Origin of the sequence: Klebsiella sp. ZJOU C1 (assembly GCF_035620215.1) — a bacterium.
GTDB lineage: Bacteria > Pseudomonadota > Gammaproteobacteria > Enterobacterales > Enterobacteriaceae > Klebsiella > Klebsiella variicola.
Genome location: NZ_CP141644.1, coordinates 5,461,837 through 5,478,847 on the forward strand (window position 1 = coordinate 5,461,837; position 17,011 = coordinate 5,478,847).

Below are 17,011 nucleotides of genomic sequence, written 5' to 3' on the forward strand. Positions count from 1 at the left end.
TATATCCAGGAGAGAGTAAATCATGAAAAAAGTTTGGCTGGCGCTGGCTGGTATGATTCTGGCTTTTAGTGCATCCGCTGCCCAGATCACCGATGGCAAGCAGTACATCACCCTTGATAAGCCGATTGCTGGCGAGCCGCAGGTGCTCGAGTTCTTCTCATTCTACTGCCCGCACTGCTACCAGTTTGAAGAAGTGCTGCATGTTTCTGACAATGTGCGTCAGAAACTGCCGGAAGGCACCAAAATGACCAAATACCACGTTGAGTTCCTGGGCCCTCTGGGCAAGGATCTGACGCAGGCGTGGGCGGTGGCCATCGCGCTGGGTGTTGAAGATAAAATTACTGCGCCGATGTTCGAAGCCGTGCAGAAAACCCAGACCGTGCAGAGCGTGGCTGACATTCGTAAAGTGTTTGTCGACGCTGGCGTGAAAGGGGAAGACTACGATGCCGCATGGAATAGCTTCGTGGTGAAATCTCTGGTCGCTCAGCAAGAGAAAGCGGCAGCCGATCTGCAGCTGCAGGGGGTACCGGCTATGTATGTTAATGGTAAATACCAGCTGAACCCGCAGGGGATGGACACCAGCAATATGGATGTCTTCGTTGCTCAGTATGCGGATACCGTGAAGCAACTGGTAGAGAAGAAATAAAAAAAACGCCGGTCACTGACCGGCGTTACCTTAGCTGTTCTGGCAGTGACTATCTTTCTTTGTCCCGCATGATGTCAGTCAACTGACGGTCTTTCTCTTCCCATAGCCCATTGAGCCAGCGCTGGAAGCCGCGCTTAAAGTTCTTATCGTTAACGTAATCGCCGTGCAGCTCTTCACCAATAGGAACCAGATTGATACGTACTACAATGCGCGTCAGGCGGCCGCTTAACATATCGTAAAACGGCTTTGTATTATTCTCCGGGTAGCACAGCGTGACATTCAGTAGTTTATCGAACTGCGAACCGAGCACGTTTAACGCCATGGCGATACCTGCCGCTTTAGGCGGTAGCAGGTTATCGTAAGGCGAGCGCGTCTCGTGCTTTTTGGCTTCGGTAAAACGCGAGCCTTCCACAAAATTGACGATAGTCGTCGGATGCGCGCGAAATTTTTCACATGAACGGCGGGTGGTTTCGACATCTTTACCGCGGCGTTCCGGGTGTCTAATAAGGTAACTGCGTGAATAGCGGCGCATAAAGGGCATATCCAACGCCCAGCAGGCGAGGCCGATGAAGGGTACCCACGCCAGCTGTTGTTTAAGGAAGTACTTATTCATCGGAATATGCTTGCGGAACAGCACGCACAGCACCACGATATCTGCCCAGCTATGGTGGTTACTGATCAGCAGATACCAGTTCTTTTTATTTAAGCCTTCCAGACCCTCGACGTCCCATTTAAGCCAGGGATTGAGATGCAACAGCAGCGCCAGCCCTTCGCACCAGCAATACATCATAAAATTGCAAAAAACAGATATAGAGCGCCATACCGCTGGAATGGGGACCAGCAGTTTAATCAGCCCGGCGACGATGATCGGTACAGAGCAGATAATGGTGACTAAGATGGTTAAGGCGATACTCAGCGGAAGTGTTATCGCAGCGAGTAATCTCGACATAGTTAGTTTATTCAGAAAGTTAGGCTGACAAAGAGCGCCTTTAAGCTGCGCAAGGGGCTGATTTTACCAGAAAACGCGGCAAATGACGGGTCTTACGAGAACAGAAAAAAACAAGGATCTTCTATCCACATGGAACATTGGGTCATCAAATTGATGCCAGGATCGTCGATCTGTTTTTAATTAACTGATATATAAAGAGTAATAGTATTTGTTCATTTATTTTCAGGGGCGGTAAAGCTGACGCTGTAAAACTATACACAAAGTTATCCACAAGCAAAGTTCTTATGCGATCGCGACGATCGTTGAATCTTTTCCGCGAAATGCGGGAAAAATTCAGGATTTCATGCCCGTCTGTGGCATCCTTTACCCATAATCTGATAAACAGGCACGGAAATTATGGTTCAGATCCCAGAAAACCCTCTCATCCTCGTTGACGGCTCATCCTATCTTTATCGGGCGTATCATGCGTTTCCGCCGCTGACTAACAGCGCAGGGGAGCCGACCGGGGCTATGTACGGCGTACTGAATATGCTGCGCAGTTTGATCCTGCAGTATCAACCGACTCACGCCGTCGTGGTCTTTGATGCGAAAGGGAAAACCTTCCGTGATGAATTGTTCGAACATTACAAGTCCCACCGCCCGCCGATGCCGGACGATCTGCGCGCGCAGATTGAGCCGTTGCATAAGATGGTGAAAGCGATGGGGCTGCCGCTAATGGCAGTTCCGGGTGTTGAAGCCGACGATGTGATTGGCACCCTGGCGCGGGAAGCGGAAAGGGCGGGTCGTCCGGTGCTGATCAGCACCGGTGATAAAGACATGGCTCAGCTGGTGACGCCGGGGATCACCCTAATCAATACCATGACTAACACCATCCTTGGACCGGATGAGGTGGTCTCCAAGTATGGCGTCCCGCCGGAGCTGATTATCGATTTCCTGGCACTGATGGGCGACTCTTCGGATAACATTCCTGGCGTGCCGGGCGTGGGCGAGAAGACCGCCCAGGCGCTGCTGCAAGGCCTTGGCGGCCTTGATACGCTGTATGCGGAACCGGAGAAAATTGCTGCACTGAGCTTCCGCGGCGCGAAAACGATGGCGGCGAAGCTGGAGCAGAACAAGGACGTGGCTTATCTCTCTTATCAGCTGGCGACCATTAAAACCGACGTCGAGCTGGAGCTCACGTGCGAAGAGCTGGAGGTGCAGCCTCCGGCGGCTGACGATCTGCTGGCGCTGTTCAGGCAGTATGAGTTTAAGCGCTGGACAACCGACGTCGAGGCCGGGAAATGGCTGCAAGCGAAGGGCGGCAAACCGGCCGCTAAACCTGCAGAGCCTGCGGCAGCGGCACAGGCAGAAGCAGAGGATGAACCGGCCTCCGCCCTTTCAGCAGAGCACTACGTCACTATCCTTGATGAGGCCACGCTGGTCACCTGGATCGATAAGCTGAAGCAAGCGCCGCTCTTTGCCTTTGATACGGAAACCGACAGCCTGGATAATATCTCTGCCAATATGGTCGGTCTTTCATTCGCGGTTGAGCCTGGCGTGGCCGCCTATGTCCCTGTGGCGCATGATTATCTTGATGCACCGGATCAGATCCCCCGCGAGCGCGTACTGGCGTTGCTTAAACCGCTGCTGGAGGATGAGAAGCTGCTCAAGGTCGGGCAAAATCTCAAATACGATCGCGGTATTTTGGCCAACTATGACATTGAGCTGCGCGGGATTGCATTCGATACCATGCTGGAATCCTACATTCTCGACAGCGTGGCGGGCCGCCACGATATGGACAGTCTTTCCGACCGCTGGCTGAAGCATAAAACCATTACCTTTGAAGAGATCGCTGGTAAAGGTAAGAACCAGCTCACCTTTAACCAGATTGCACTGGAGGAGGCTGGCCGCTACGCGGCGGAAGATGCCGACGTCACGCTCCAGCTGCATCTGAAGATGTGGCCGAAGCTGCAGCAGCATGAAGGTCCGCTGAATATCTTTAAGCATATCGAAATGCCGCTGGTGCCGGTGCTGTCTCGGGTTGAGCGCAATGGTGTGAAAATCGACCCTGCCGTGCTGCATGCGCATTCCCAGGAGATCGCCCAGCGTCTGGTTGAGCTGGAGCAGCGCGCACATGAGATTGCCGGGGAAGCGTTTAATCTCTCCTCCACTAAACAGCTGCAAACGATCCTGTTTGAGAAACAGGGTATCAAGCCGCTGAAGAAAACGCCGGGTGGCGCGCCATCCACGTCTGAAGAGGTCCTGGAGGAGCTGGCGCTGGATTATCCGTTGCCAAAAGTGATTCTGGAGTATCGCGGGCTGGCGAAACTGAAGTCGACCTATACCGATAAACTGCCGCTGATGATTAACCCTAAAACGGGGCGCGTGCATACCTCCTATCATCAGGCGGTCACTGCCACTGGCCGTTTGTCGTCTACCGATCCAAACCTGCAAAATATTCCAGTGCGTAACGAAGAAGGACGGCGCATTCGCCAGGCGTTTATCGCGCCGGAAGATTACGTCATTATCTCAGCGGACTACTCGCAAATCGAACTGCGTATTATGGCGCACCTGTCGCGGGATAAAGGCCTGCTGACCGCCTTCGCTGAAGGGAAAGATATTCACCGGGCGACGGCGGCTGAAGTGTTTGGCTTACCACTGGACAGCGTCAGCAGCGAACAGCGCCGCAGTGCGAAAGCCATCAACTTCGGTCTGATCTACGGCATGAGCGCCTTCGGCCTGGCCCGCCAGCTGAACATCCCGCGTAAAGAAGCACAGAAGTATATGGATCTTTATTTCGAGCGTTACCCGGGCGTCCTGGAGTATATGGAGCGCACCCGCGCTCAGGCGAAAGAGCAAGGGTATGTTGAAACGCTGGATGGCCGTCGACTCTATCTGCCGGATATTAAATCCAGCAATGGTGCCCGTCGCGCCGGCGCGGAACGTGCGGCGATCAACGCCCCGATGCAGGGGACAGCGGCAGACATTATCAAGCGGGCGATGATTGCTGTTGATGAATGGCTGCGGAAGGAGCAACCTCGCGTGCGGATGATCATGCAGGTTCACGATGAACTGGTCTTTGAAGTGCATAAAGATGAGCTCGATGCCGTGTCGAAAAAAATCCATGAACTGATGGAGAACAGCACTACGCTGGCGGTGCCGCTGCTGGTGGAAGTCGGTAGTGGCGAAAACTGGGATCAAGCGCACTAAGTATACAAAGCGCAAAGCGATTTTCTGTAAGTAAGCAACATAACTTATAGCGTTTTGTGAGGATCATTTGAATTTGCTATGTAAATAGTGAAAAAAAACTACAAAAAATGCTTTATCCGTGAGCGAAAGAAGAGTAGAGTTAATCGCGTAGGGTACAGAGGTAAGATGTTCTATCTTTCAGACCTTTTACTTCACGTAATCGGATTTGGCTGAATATTTTAGCCGCCCCGGTCATTTATGACCGGGGCGTTTTTTATTGCGCGAAAGAAAAGTTTGATGCAGTTAAAAGCGCGTAATATGAACGTCCGGATAGGGCGCTACGCGCCGTTATCCGGAAAAAGCGGGGGTTACTCGGCGTCTTCAACGGCTTCTTGCGGCGGGATTTCGTTAAACCAGCTATCCAGCTTCTGTCGTAGCTTATCCACGCCGGATTTTTTCAGCGAAGAGAAAGGTTCAACCTGAATATCGCCATTGAAGGCCAGTACCGCTTCACGCACCATATTCACTTGCGCTTTACGCGCGCCGCTGGCGAGCTTATCGGCTTTGGTCAACAGCACCAGCACCTGAATATCGCTTTCTACCGCCCACTCGATCATTTGCTGATCGAGATCTTTAAGCGGGTGGCGAATATCCATTAGCACCACCAGGCCCTTCAGGCACAGACGTTTTTCCAGGTACTCTCCCAGCGCGCGCTGCCACTTGATCTTCATCTCTTCAGGTACTTGCGCATAACCATAGCCGGGCAGGTCAACCAGGCGTTTGCCCTCGGCGACTTCGAACAGGTTAATCAGCTGCGTACGTCCAGGAGTCTTGGAGGTACGCGCCAGGCTCTTCTGGTTGGTCAGCGTATTTAGCGCGCTGGATTTTCCCGCGTTGGAGCGGCCGGCGAACGCCACTTCAATGCCGGTATCGGCAGGAAGATGGCGGATATCTGGCGCGCTAGTGACAAAGTGCGTCAGTTGATAATTCCAGTTGGTCAAGACGGTCGTCTCCGTTAAAACAGGCTATGGCAGGGATTATACCTGAACAGCAGAAAAAGGCTGTTTTTACCGCACGCCATTCCTGTAAGTAAAAACCATATGGTTTGTGAGACATTGACTATTCTTCGTATAGGACATACCTGAGAAAAATAAGACGATACAGATGTAATTAACTGAAAAAAAACAAGTTATAAAAATAGAGAAATCTGAAAATGTTTTTTTAACGGCCTGGCTGGTTGTCGATTTTTGTCAACAGGGTAAAGTAATACACAACGGCGGGGATGCTGAAAGGATTAAGACTCAGGACGAGGGGTCAGGAAGCGCCAGGAGGCGAAGACCACAGGATAGTCAGGATGACGCGCGTCTTGGAGACGTTTCAAAGGGAAAAGGAAGAAACAGGGACCGTTGGACGCTAAGGGAAAGACAGGGTAAGTCGTTAGCGAACAGGGAAAGAAGAAGCCCGTTAAGGGTGGTCAGTGAGGAAAAAGGCGACAGAGTAATCTGTCGCCTTTTTTCTTTGCTTGCTTTCTGCTAGATTCCGCCTCAATTCTATACTGAATAATACTGTCTGAAGATTACACACCATGAAAAAACCGACATCCGCCACCCGTGGCAAATCCGGCCGCAAGTCGCGTGAAGAGTTAAATCAGGAAGCTCGCGATCGCAAACGGCAGAAGAAACATCGTGGCCACGCGGCAGGCAGTCGCGCGAACGGCGGCGATGCGGCTTCAGCGGGCAAAAAACAGAGCCAGACGCAAGACCCGCGCGTCGGCAGTAAAAAACCGATCCCGCTGGGCGTGAGCGAAAGCAGCACCCCAGCCCCCAAGCAGCATAAACCAAAGAGCGAGAAACCTATGCTTTCACCGCAGGCTGAGCTGGAGTTGCTGGAGAATGATGAGCGCCTGGACGCGCTGCTGGAACGTCTGGAAGAGGGGGGCACCCTGAATGCTGAAGAGCAGAGCTGGGTGGACGCCAAACTGGATCGCATTGATGAGCTGATGCAGCAGCTCGGCCTCTCTTACGATGACGAAGATGAAGAAGAGGAAGAGCGTCAGGAAGATATGATGCGTCTGCTGAAGGGTGGAAACTAACATTTGCATCCCATCGGATTCCCGGTACTGCTTATAACCCTTCTGGTTATATGTTATCTGCTGTGGTTATTCGTTAAACTACGACGGTTGTCGCGGCGTCAGAAATGGCTGCGCAACCGGCTCATGACCCGCGGTGCGGTGGGGCCGGGACGGCGTACCCGTCGGCGGCACCATCGGAAGGAGTGAGCATGTCTGAGCAGATAATCGACTGGGATCTGGCCCTGATCCAGAAATATAACTATTCCGGGCCGCGCTATACCTCGTATCCCACCGCGCTGGAGTTTTCACCGCAATTTGGCGCGGCGGAATTCGATGCCGCTGTGGCCCGTTACCCACAGCGTCCCCTGTCGCTGTACGTGCATATCCCGTTTTGCCATAAGCTGTGTTATTTCTGCGGCTGCAATAAGATAGTCACCCGCCAGCAGCATAAGGCCGATCAATATCTCGATGTCCTTGAACAGGAGATCATCCACCGCGCGCCGCAGTTTGCCAGTCGCCAGGTTAAGCAACTGCACTGGGGTGGCGGCACGCCAACCTATCTCAATAAGGCGCAAATCAGTCGCCTGATGGATCTGTTGCGCAGCCACTTCCATTTCAGCGCGGAAGCCGAGATCTCCATTGAGGTCGATCCACGTGAGATCGAGCTGGATGTCCTCGATCATTTACGCACCGAGGGGTTCAACCGCCTGAGTATGGGCGTGCAGGACTTCAATAAAGAGGTTCAGCGCCTGGTTAACCGTGAGCAGGACGAAGCGTTCATCTTTGATTTGCTCCACCATGCGCGGGAGATTGGTTTTACCTCGACCAATATCGACCTCATCTACGGCCTGCCGAAGCAAACGCCGGAGAGCTTCGCCTTTACCCTGCAAAAGGTCGCCGAGCTCAATCCTGACCGCCTGAGCGTGTTTAACTATGCGCATCTGCCCACGCTCTTTGCCGCACAGCGCAAAATTAAAGATGCCGATCTCCCCTCCGCTGAACAGAAGCTGGAGATCCTCCAGGAGACCATCGGCTCGCTGACGGCGGCAGGCTATCAGTTTATCGGCATGGACCACTTTGCTCGCCCAGACGATGAATTAGCGGTCGCGCAACGTCATGGCATACTGCACCGCAATTTCCAGGGTTACACCACCCAGGGGGATACCGATCTGCTGGGGATGGGCGTGTCCGCGATCAGCATGATTGGCGACAGCTACGCCCAGAACCAAAAAGAGCTGAAGCTGTACTACCAGCAGGTGGCAGAGCAAGGGGACGCTCTATGGCGCGGGATCGCGTTAACCCGCGATGACTGTTTACGTCGCGACGTGATTAAGGCGTTGATCTGTAATTTCCGTCTGGATATTGGGGCCGTAGAGGCGCAGTGGGATGTGGATTTTCAGTCTTATTTTGCTGAAGACCTGAAGCTGCTGGCGCCGCTGGCGCATGACGGGCTGGTGGCTGTGGATGATAAGGCCATTCAGGTGACGGCGAAAGGCCGACTGCTGATCCGCAATATCTGCATGTGCTTTGATGCCTATCTACGGCAAAAAGCTCGGATGCAACAGTTCTCCCGGGTCATTTAATGTTTTCCCCTCTCCCGCGGCCGCAGGAGAGGGGAACCATTAGCTGAACAGCCCGACCAGCGCAGCGCACAACACGGCAGCGACTGCCGTTTGTGGCGTGTGACTGGCTGCGGCGCCGCTCGATATCATACTCACCAGTGATTCAAACATGATGCTCTCCCCTAATGCCGGGCACGATCATACTCAACTCATCGGAACAGTAAAGTACAAAATAGCAGCACTTTGCGCTGAACGGCTAATTTTCATCATGCCGTTAATCACTACTCCATTCCCAGCTCTTTTAGCTTACGCGTCAGGGTATTACGACCCCATCCCAGCAGACGCGCAGCCTCCTGCTTGTGCCCCTGGGTATGGCGCAGGGCGGTCGTCAGCAGCGTGCGCTCCATTTCGGGTTGCGCTTCTGAGAGCAGGTTTTGATGACCGGATCGCAACGCCCGATCGGCCCACTGACCCAGCAGCGTCGCCCAGCTGTCGGGCTGCATCTGCGTCGGGCTGTCCGGAACCGTGGTCTCAAACAGTTCGCTCGGCAGATCCTGCGTCAGTACCTCCTGGCCGGCGGCCATGACGGTGAGCCAGCGACAGGTGTTTTCCAGCTGACGGACGTTGCCAGGCCACGCCAGGCGTGTCAGCGCTGTCTCCGTTTCCGGATGCAACTGTTTGGCTTCAACACCGAGCTCGCGGGCGGCTATCTGCAGAAAATGGCGGGCCAGGCGTGGAATATCTTCCCGACGCTCGCGCAGCGGCGGTAAATGCACTCGGATCACGTTCAGGCGGTGGAACAAATCTTCTCGAAATTTCCCCTCCTGCACGCGCTGTTCCAGGTTCTGGTGGGTGGCGGCGATGATCCGCACATCGACCTTCACCGGCGCGTAACCGCCCACGCGATAAAACTGGCCATCCGCCAGCACGCGCAGCAGACGAGTCTGGACATCAAGCGGCATATCGCCAATTTCATCCAGGAATAGCGTGCCGCCGTCAGCCTGTTCGAAGCGTCCCTGGCGGACGGTATTGGCGCCGGTAAAGGCCCCTTTTTCATGTCCGAACAGCTCGGACTCAATCAGGTCTTTGGGTATTGCCGCCATATTCAGTGCGATAAACGGCGCTTTTGAACGTGGACTATGACGATGCAGGGCGTGAGCGACGAGCTCTTTACCGGTACCGGATTCGCCATTAATCAGCACGCTGATGGATGATCGCGACAAACGGCCAATAATGCGAAAGACATCCTGCATTGCCGGCGCTTCGCCGATGATGTCGGCAGTTGGGCTGCTTATTGGCGCATTTCGCGGCTGTTGCTGCTCCTGATAGTGGCTTATCGCCCGGTCGACCAGGGCGACGGCTTCATCAATATCAAAAGGTTTGGGCAGATAATCAAACGCGCCTTGCTGATAAGCGCTGACCGCAGCGTCCAGATCGGAATGTGCGGTCATTATGATGACCGGAAGCATTGGATGACGCTGCTTAATCTGTTTGAGCAGCGCCAGACCATCCATTCCCGGCATACGGATATCTGACAGCAGTACATCCGGGGTTTTGGTGGTGAGGGCATCTAGCACCTCATTGCCGCTTTCGAACGTTGTGCAGCTCAAGCCGGCTCCGGTGAGCGCGCGTTCAAGCACCCAGCGGATGGAGCTATCGTCATCAACGATCCAGGCTATCCCTCGTTGCATAAACACCTCTACTTCCGAATAGGCAGGTATACCGAAAATTCGGTATGACCCGGCCAGCTGGTGAATTCAATTTTGCCGGAGTGCTGATCGATAAGGCTGCGGGCGATAGATAAGCCCAGGCCGGTACCGCCTTCGCGGCCGCTGACCATCGGATAAAACAGCGTATCCTGGAGATGGGGCGGAATACCCGGGCCATTATCTTCAACGTCAATACGTGCGGCGAGGCGATAACGCACCCCGTGCAGCGTCAGCTGGAAAGCGGTGCGGGTGCGGAGAACAATTTCGCCCCCTTCCGGCCCCAGCGCCTGCAGCGCATTACGGACGATGTTCAGCAACACCTGTTCAATTTGATCCGGGTCGTGGGGCAGCTCTGGTAGGCTGGGGTCGTAATCACGGATTAACTTCACGTTGTCCGGTAACTCCATGGAGACCAGTTTCACTACCCGCTCGGCGACTTTATGGATACTTTCAGTAACGTGCATGCCCGGATGCTGTGGCCCAAGCAGGCGATCGACCAGATTTCTCAGCCGGTCAGCCTGCTCGATGATCACTTTGGTATATTCCGTTAGCGCCGGGTCGGGCAGGGCTTTGCTGAGCAGCTGTGCCGCGCCGCGCAGGCCGCCTAACGGATTTTTTATCTCATGTGCCAGGCCGCGGACCAGATCGCGGGCGGCGACCTGCTGCGCGTGCTGCAGCTGCTCCTGGCTCAGGCGGCGCTGGTTATCCATCGGCGCCATTTCCAGCAGAATAAAGCCTTCCGGCAGCCGCTGGGCGGTCAGCGACAGGATGTGCGAGCGGCCATCAATAACCAGCGTGACTTCGTTATCGGTAAACCCCTGGCCCGCCTGCAGGCTCTCCTGCATCAGCCCGATATTCAACGAAAAATAGCTCAACAGCTCAGGTAACGGGGTGCCAAACAGCTTGCGTGAACTTTGCGCCAGCAGCTGCTGCGCCGCAGGATTGGCAAAGTGCACCGCCAGGTCATCATCGACCAGTAAGATACTGTTGATAAGAGAGTTGAGGATCTGCCCAGCATCGGGCAGTGTGCCTGTTGCCATTCGACAGTCTCCTGAAAAAGAGTGCACCAATTTAGTGCAGTATAGCTTTTTATCGGTAAAAAGCTCGCGAGATCAGCGTGTTGGTGGAGAAAAAAGCCCATCCTGAGATGGGCTGAAAGTTTCCACGGCAACAAAATATCCCGGGCATCCCGCGCCACAACACGACATACCCTGGATTTACAGCAAAATTAGACGCTGTAGTACAGTTCGAACTCAACCGGATGCGGAGTCATGCGTACGCGGTCGTTCTCTTCCAGACGCAGGGCGATGTAAGCATCGATAGCGTCATTGGTGAACACGCCGCCAGCCGTCAGGAACTCGCGGTCAGCATCCAGGGCCTGCAGGGCTTCTTCCAGAGAGCCTGCAACCTGCGGGATCTCTTTCGCTTCTTCCGGCGGCAGGTCATACAGGTTTTTGTCCATTGCTTCGCCCGGATGGATTTTGTTCTTGATACCATCAAGGCCAGCCATCAGCAGCGCCGCAAAGCACAGGTACGGGTTGGCAGCCGGGTCCGGGAAGCGCACTTCGATACGACGCGCTTTCGGAGAGGTCACCACCGGAATACGGATGGAGGCAGAGCGGTTACGCGCAGAGTAAGCCAGCATAACCGGCGCTTCGTAACCCGGGACCAGACGCTTGTAGGAGTTGGTGGTCGGGTTCGCCAGGGCGTTGATAGCTTTAGCGTGTTTGATTACGCCGCCGATGTAGAACAGCGCCTGCTCAGACAGACCTGCGTATTTGTCGCCGGAGAACAGGTTAGTCCCGTTTTTCGCCAGAGACATATGGCAGTGCATGCCGGAGCCGTTATCGCCGAACATTGGTTTCGGCATAAAGGTCGCGGTTTTACCGAAGCGGTGAGCGACGTTGTGAACAACGTATTTGTAAATCTGAATTTCGTCCGCTTTTTTGGTCATGGTGTTGAAGCGGGTTGCCACTTCGTTCTGACCTGCGGTAGCCACTTCGTGGTGGTGAGCTTCAACAACCAGGCCCATCTCTTCCATGATCATACACATGGTGGAACGGATATCCTGAGAAGAGTCTACTGGCGGAACCGGGAAGTAACCCCCTTTCACGCCCGGACGGTGACCTTTGTTACCGCCTTCGTATTTGGTGGAGGAGTTCCACGCACCTTCGATGTCATCGATCGCGACATGGGAGCCGGAGATAGAGGCGCCAAAACGGATGTCGTCGAACAGGAAGAATTCTGGTTCTGGCCCGAACAGGACGGTGTCAGCGATGCCGGTGGCGCGCAGGTACTCTTCAGCGCGTTTCGCGATGGAGCGCGGGTCACGGTCATAGCCCTGCAGGGTGCCTGGCTCGAGGATATCGCAGCGGATGATCAGGGTCGGTTCTTCGTAGAACGGGTCAATGACCGCGGTGGAGGCGTCCGGCATCAGGACCATGTCAGATTCGTTGATACCTTTCCAGCCACCGATCGAGGAGCCATCAAACATTTTGCCTTCTTCGAAGAATTCGGCATTTACCTGATGAGACGGAATCGTGACGTGCTGTTCTTTACCTTTGGTATCGGTGAAGCGCAGGTCGACAAACTTCACTTCGTGCTCGTTCAGCATCGTCAAAACGTGTTCAGCGGACATACTTAAACTCTCCCGGATTGGTCATTGTCGTCGTGGTAACGAAAACTTCATACTGCTTAAAAGTGGCGTTGTTGCCTTAAAAAATATAAAGCGAAATCTGTGCCAACTTTTAAATGCCCTATAAAACGCTGTATCATGCGCACCATAGTGCAAAAGGACTGCACCATGATGGAGATAATGCACCAAAGTAGTGCCTCAGTGTGAACATTGAGCACCATTTTGGTGCAATTTTTGTTACGGTGCCCTTTTATCGCTCCGTGAAAGCGGTCACAAAGAAACTCTGCAATACTTGTTTGCGGAGGATGTTTGTGATCCTGTTCAGTCCTTCGCTTAATACGTGTACAATAACGCGCTATTTCTAATGCCTGAGGCAAAGTTGTGATCGAAAATCTGCGTAATATCGCCATCATCGCGCACGTTGACCATGGTAAAACTACCCTGGTTGACAAGCTGCTACAGCAATCCGGTACGTTCGACGCACGTACTGAAGCACAAGAACGTGTGATGGACTCCAACGATTTGGAGAAAGAGCGTGGGATTACCATCCTCGCGAAAAACACCGCAATCAAATGGAATGATTACCGTATCAACATCGTTGATACCCCAGGGCACGCCGACTTCGGAGGTGAGGTTGAGCGTGTTATGTCCATGGTTGACTCTGTGCTGCTGGTGGTCGATGCCTTTGATGGCCCGATGCCGCAAACGCGCTTCGTGACCAAAAAAGCTTTTGCCCACGGCCTGAAGCCGATCGTGGTCATCAACAAAGTTGACCGCCCGGGCGCCCGTCCGGACTGGGTTGTCGATCAGGTCTTCGACCTGTTCGTTAACCTTGATGCGACCGACGAACAGCTGGACTTCCCGATCGTTTACGCGTCCGCGCTGAACGGTATCGCGGGCCTGGACCACGAAGACATGGCTGACGACATGACCCCGCTGTACCAGGCGATTGTTGATCGCGTGCCGGCGCCGGACGTTGACCTTGACGGTCCGCTGCAGATGCAGATCTCCCAGCTGGACTACAACAACTACGTTGGCGTCATCGGTATCGGCCGCATCAAACGCGGTAAAGTGAAGCCGAACCAGCAGGTCACTATCATCGATAGCGAAGGCAAAACCCGTAACGGTAAAGTCGGTAAAGTGCTGACTCACCTGGGTCTGGAGCGTATCGAGAGTGACGTAGCCGAAGCTGGCGACATCATCGCGATCACCGGTCTGGGCGAGCTGAACATCTCCGACACCATCTGCGATCCGCAGAATGTCGAAGCGCTGCCGGCACTGTCCGTTGATGAGCCGACCGTAACCATGTTCTTCAACGTCAACACCTCGCCGTTCTGCGGTAAAGAAGGTAAGTTCGTTACCTCTCGCCAGATCCTGGACCGTCTGAACAAAGAGCTGGTGCACAACGTGGCGCTGCGCGTTGAAGAAACCGAAGACGCTGATGCGTTCCGCGTTTCCGGCCGTGGTGAACTGCACCTGTCCGTTCTGATTGAAAACATGCGTCGTGAAGGTTTCGAGATGGCGGTTTCCCGTCCGAAAGTTATCTTCCGCGAAATCGATGGCCGTAAACAAGAGCCGTTCGAAAACGTGACGCTGGACGTCGAAGAGCAGCACCAGGGTTCTGTCATGCAGGCGCTGGGCGAGCGTAAAGGCGACCTGAAAAACATGAATCCAGACGGTAAAGGCCGCGTACGTCTCGACTACGTGATCCCAAGCCGTGGTCTGATCGGCTTCCGTTCAGAGTTCATGACCATGACTTCTGGTACCGGTCTGCTGTACTCCACCTTCAGCCACTACGACGACGTTCGTCCGGGCGAAGTGGGTCAGCGTAACAACGGCGTACTGATCTCTAACGGTCAGGGTAAAGCGGTTGCGTTCGCCCTGTTCGGTCTGCAGGATCGCGGTAAGCTGTTCCTCGGCCACGGCGCTGAAGTTTACGAAGGCCAGATCATCGGTATTCACAGTCGCTCTAACGACCTGACGGTAAACTGCCTGACCGGTAAGAAACTGACCAACATGCGTGCGTCCGGTACTGACGAAGCAACGGTTCTGGTTCCGCCGATTAAGATGACCCTGGAGCAGGCTCTGGAGTTCATCGATGACGACGAACTGGTAGAAGTGACCCCTACGTCTATCCGTATCCGTAAACGTCACCTGACTGAGAACGACCGTAAACGCGCAATGCGCGGTGCAAAAGAAGAGTAATTTTTCTTCTTGTTGTTCGCTAAACCCCGCCTCTCCGGCGGGGTTTCTTTTTTTCATTCCTGCATCATACGCCAATAGTCAAATCCTGCCTTTCCCGCTAAAGTTAATTTTCCACGGCGCGGAAGGAGACAAAAATGCTCTATATCTTTGATTTAGGTAATGTGATTGTCGACATTGACTTCAACCGGGTATTGGGAGCCTGGAGTGATTTAACCCGCATCCCGCTGGCGACGCTGAAGCAGCATTTCACCATGGGAGAGGCTTTCCACCAGCATGAGCGTGGCGAGATTAGCGATGAAGACTTTGCCGCCGCCATGTGTCATGAAATGAATATGTCCCTCAGCTATGAGCAGTTTGCTCACGGCTGGCAGGCGGTATTTGTCGCGCTGCGCCCGGAGGTAATTACCATCATGCATAAACTTCGTGCCCAGGGGCATCGGGTGGTAGTGCTCTCCAATACCAATCGTCTTCACACCACATTCTGGCCCGATGAATACCCGGAAGTGCGCGCTGCCGCCGATCGCATTTATCTGTCACAGGAGATGGGATTCCGTAAGCCTGAAGCGGAAATTTATCTGCGAGTACTGGAAGAAGAGGGATTTTCCGCCGCAGATACGGTCTTTTTTGATGATAACGTCGATAATATAGCAGGGGCCAACCGGTTAGGGATCACCAGTATTCTGGTGACCGGGAAGAAGACCATCCCTGACTATTTCGCGAATCAGCTATGCTAAAAACCGTTCAGCAAAAATTACACCACCATACCCGGCCGCTGCTGGCTTGGCTTAAGCTGCTGTGGCGGCGCATTGATGAAGACCATATGACGACTCTGGCGGGGAACCTCGCCTATGTGTCATTACTTTCCCTGGTGCCGCTGATAGCCGTCGTGTTCGCGCTGTTTGCGGCCTTTCCCATGTTTTCCGAAGTCAGCGTGCAGATTCGCCATTTTATCTTCGCCAATTTTATTCCGGCGACCGGGGATGTGATTCAGGGGTATATCGAACAGTTCGTGGCTAACTCCAGCCGTATGACCGCCGTAGGCGCGTTTGGCCTGATCGTCACCTCGCTGCTGCTGATGTACTCGATCGACAGCGCGCTAAACACCATCTGGCGCAGCACGCGCAGCCGTCCCAAAGTTTACTCCTTTGCCGTTTACTGGATGATCCTGACTCTTGGCCCGTTGCTGGCAGGCGCCAGCCTGGCGATCAGTTCGTATCTGCTGTCGCTGCGCTGGGCGAGCGATCTGGACGGCGTGATTGATAATCTACTCCGCCTCTTCCCGCTGATCCTTTCATGGGCGGCATTCTGGCTGCTCTACAGTATTGTACCGACCACCCAGGTGCGTAACCGCGATGCAGTGATCGGGGCGCTGGTGGCGGCGCTGCTGTTCGAGGCAGGTAAAAAAGCGTTTGCCCTCTATATCACCACCTTTCCGTCCTATCAGTTAATTTATGGCGTGATTTCGGTGGTGCCGATTTTGTTCGTCTGGGTGTACTGGACCTGGTGTATCGTCTTGCTTGGCGCTGAAATAACTGTCACTCTCGGTGAATACCGCAAACTTAAAACAGAAGAAACAGAACAACCATGATTGCATTAATTCAACGCGTATCCCGTGCAAGCGTTACCGTGGAGGATGAAGTGACGGGCGAAATTGGTCCGGGGCTTCTGGTGCTGCTGGGCGTCGAGAAAGACGATGATGAACAAAAGGCGAATCGCCTTTGTGAACGGGTGCTGGGCTACCGCATCTTCAGCGATGCGGAAGGGAAAATGAACCTGAATGTCCAGCAGGCGGGCGGCAGCGTGCTGGTGGTTTCGCAATTTACGCTGGCGGCGGATACCGAGCGGGGGATGCGACCGAGTTTCTCGAAAGGCGCTGCCCCTGACCGCGCCGAGGCGCTGTATGAGTATTTCGTCGCCCGCTGTCGCCAGCAGGAAATGAACACCCAGACCGGAAGATTCGCTGCGGATATGCAGGTTTCTTTGGTCAATGATGGTCCCGTGACCTTTTGGTTGCAGGTATGACCCAGCTTCCGGGCAGGCTGCGGGTAACAAAAGAGAGTACGACT

The 17,011-nt window shown here is 54.1% G+C and carries 14 protein-coding genes; 8 read left to right on the forward strand and 6 right to left on the reverse strand.

Annotation, left to right across the window (positions count from 1 at the left end):
• The first annotated feature begins 22 nt into the window (after nucleotides 1-22).
• Nucleotides 23-646 (forward strand): thiol:disulfide interchange protein DsbA, encoded by a 624-nt coding sequence (gene dsbA, locus SPE70_RS26215; RefSeq protein ID WP_008807917.1) that lies wholly within the window; start codon nucleotides 23-25, stop codon nucleotides 644-646.
• Nucleotides 647-695: 49 nt separating this feature from the next.
• On the opposite strand, the gene SPE70_RS26220 is transcribed toward dsbA, so the two are convergent.
• The gene (locus SPE70_RS26220) at nucleotides 696-1,595 is read right to left on the reverse strand and encodes an acyltransferase (protein ID WP_008807916.1); all 900 of its coding nucleotides are present in this window, start codon (nucleotides 1,593-1,595) and stop codon (nucleotides 696-698) included.
• A gap of 396 nt (nucleotides 1,596-1,991) precedes the next feature.
• Here SPE70_RS26220 and polA point away from each other — a divergent pair, with 396 nt between their 5' ends.
• The gene (polA, locus tag SPE70_RS26225; RefSeq protein ID WP_032756506.1) at nucleotides 1,992-4,784 is read left to right on the forward strand and encodes a DNA polymerase I; all 2,793 of its coding nucleotides are present in this window, start codon (nucleotides 1,992-1,994) and stop codon (nucleotides 4,782-4,784) included.
• Between the two features lie 347 nt (nucleotides 4,785-5,131).
• On the opposite strand, the gene yihA is transcribed toward polA, so the two are convergent.
• The gene (gene yihA / locus SPE70_RS26230; RefSeq protein WP_008807914.1) at nucleotides 5,132-5,764 is read right to left on the reverse strand and encodes a ribosome biogenesis GTP-binding protein YihA/YsxC; all 633 of its coding nucleotides are present in this window, start codon (nucleotides 5,762-5,764) and stop codon (nucleotides 5,132-5,134) included.
• 584 nt (nucleotides 5,765-6,348) lie between these two features.
• Here yihA and yihI point away from each other — a divergent pair.
• Together yihI and hemN are read left to right on the forward strand one after the other, a co-directional pair.
• Nucleotides 6,349-6,855 (forward strand): Der GTPase-activating protein YihI, encoded by a 507-nt coding sequence (yihI, locus tag SPE70_RS26235; RefSeq protein ID WP_008807913.1) that lies wholly within the window; start codon nucleotides 6,349-6,351, stop codon nucleotides 6,853-6,855.
• Between the two features lie 188 nt (nucleotides 6,856-7,043).
• Nucleotides 7,044-8,417 carry an oxygen-independent coproporphyrinogen III oxidase gene (hemN, locus tag SPE70_RS26240; protein ID WP_012969236.1) on the forward strand — a complete coding sequence of 458 codons (1,374 nt, stop codon included), beginning with the start codon at nucleotides 7,044-7,046 and terminating at the stop codon, nucleotides 8,415-8,417.
• Nucleotides 8,418-8,456: 39 nt separating this feature from the next.
• Here the strand turns inward: hemN and SPE70_RS26245 are convergent, their stop codons facing one another.
• The 4 genes from SPE70_RS26245 to glnA all read right to left on the reverse strand — a co-directional run bounded on the left by SPE70_RS26245 (nucleotide 8,457) and on the right by glnA (nucleotide 12,743).
• A complete protein-coding gene (locus SPE70_RS26245; protein ID WP_004152951.1) occupies nucleotides 8,457-8,567 on the reverse strand; it encodes a YshB family small membrane protein in 111 nt (36 codons plus the stop codon).
• A 110-nt stretch (nucleotides 8,568-8,677) separates the two neighbouring features.
• Nucleotides 8,678-10,087, reverse strand: coding sequence for a nitrogen regulation protein NR(I) (gene glnG, locus SPE70_RS26250; protein WP_008807911.1), 1,410 nt, complete (start codon nucleotides 10,085-10,087; stop codon nucleotides 8,678-8,680).
• An 8-nt stretch (nucleotides 10,088-10,095) separates the two neighbouring features.
• Nucleotides 10,096-11,145, reverse strand: a complete 1,050-nt coding sequence (gene glnL / locus SPE70_RS26255) for a nitrogen regulation protein NR(II) (RefSeq protein ID WP_008807910.1) — start codon at nucleotides 11,143-11,145, stop codon at nucleotides 10,096-10,098.
• A gap of 188 nt (nucleotides 11,146-11,333) precedes the next feature.
• On the reverse strand, nucleotides 11,334-12,743 hold the full coding sequence (gene glnA / locus SPE70_RS26260) for a glutamate--ammonia ligase (RefSeq protein WP_004203622.1): 1,410 nt from the start codon (nucleotides 12,741-12,743) through the stop codon (nucleotides 11,334-11,336).
• A gap of 378 nt (nucleotides 12,744-13,121) precedes the next feature.
• Here glnA and typA point away from each other — a divergent pair, with 378 nt between their 5' ends.
• From typA to dtd, 4 genes are all read left to right on the forward strand, one after another.
• Nucleotides 13,122-14,945: a ribosome-dependent GTPase TypA gene (typA, locus tag SPE70_RS26265; RefSeq protein WP_008807909.1), complete on the forward strand. Its 1,824-nt coding sequence runs from the start codon at nucleotides 13,122-13,124 to the stop codon at nucleotides 14,943-14,945.
• Nucleotides 14,946-15,079: 134 nt separating this feature from the next.
• Nucleotides 15,080-15,679 (forward strand): glucose-1-phosphatase, encoded by a 600-nt coding sequence (gene yihX, locus SPE70_RS26270; RefSeq protein ID WP_136047524.1) that lies wholly within the window; start codon nucleotides 15,080-15,082, stop codon nucleotides 15,677-15,679.
• Nucleotides 15,673-16,533, forward strand: coding sequence for a virulence factor BrkB family protein (locus tag SPE70_RS26275; protein WP_008807907.1), 861 nt, complete (start codon nucleotides 15,673-15,675; stop codon nucleotides 16,531-16,533). Before yihX ends, SPE70_RS26275 begins: the two co-directional genes overlap by 7 nt.
• A complete protein-coding gene (gene dtd, locus SPE70_RS26280; protein ID WP_012543288.1) occupies nucleotides 16,530-16,967 on the forward strand; it encodes a D-aminoacyl-tRNA deacylase in 438 nt (145 codons plus the stop codon). Before SPE70_RS26275 ends, dtd begins: the two co-directional genes overlap by 4 nt.
• Nucleotides 16,968-17,011: the final 44 nt, after the last annotated feature.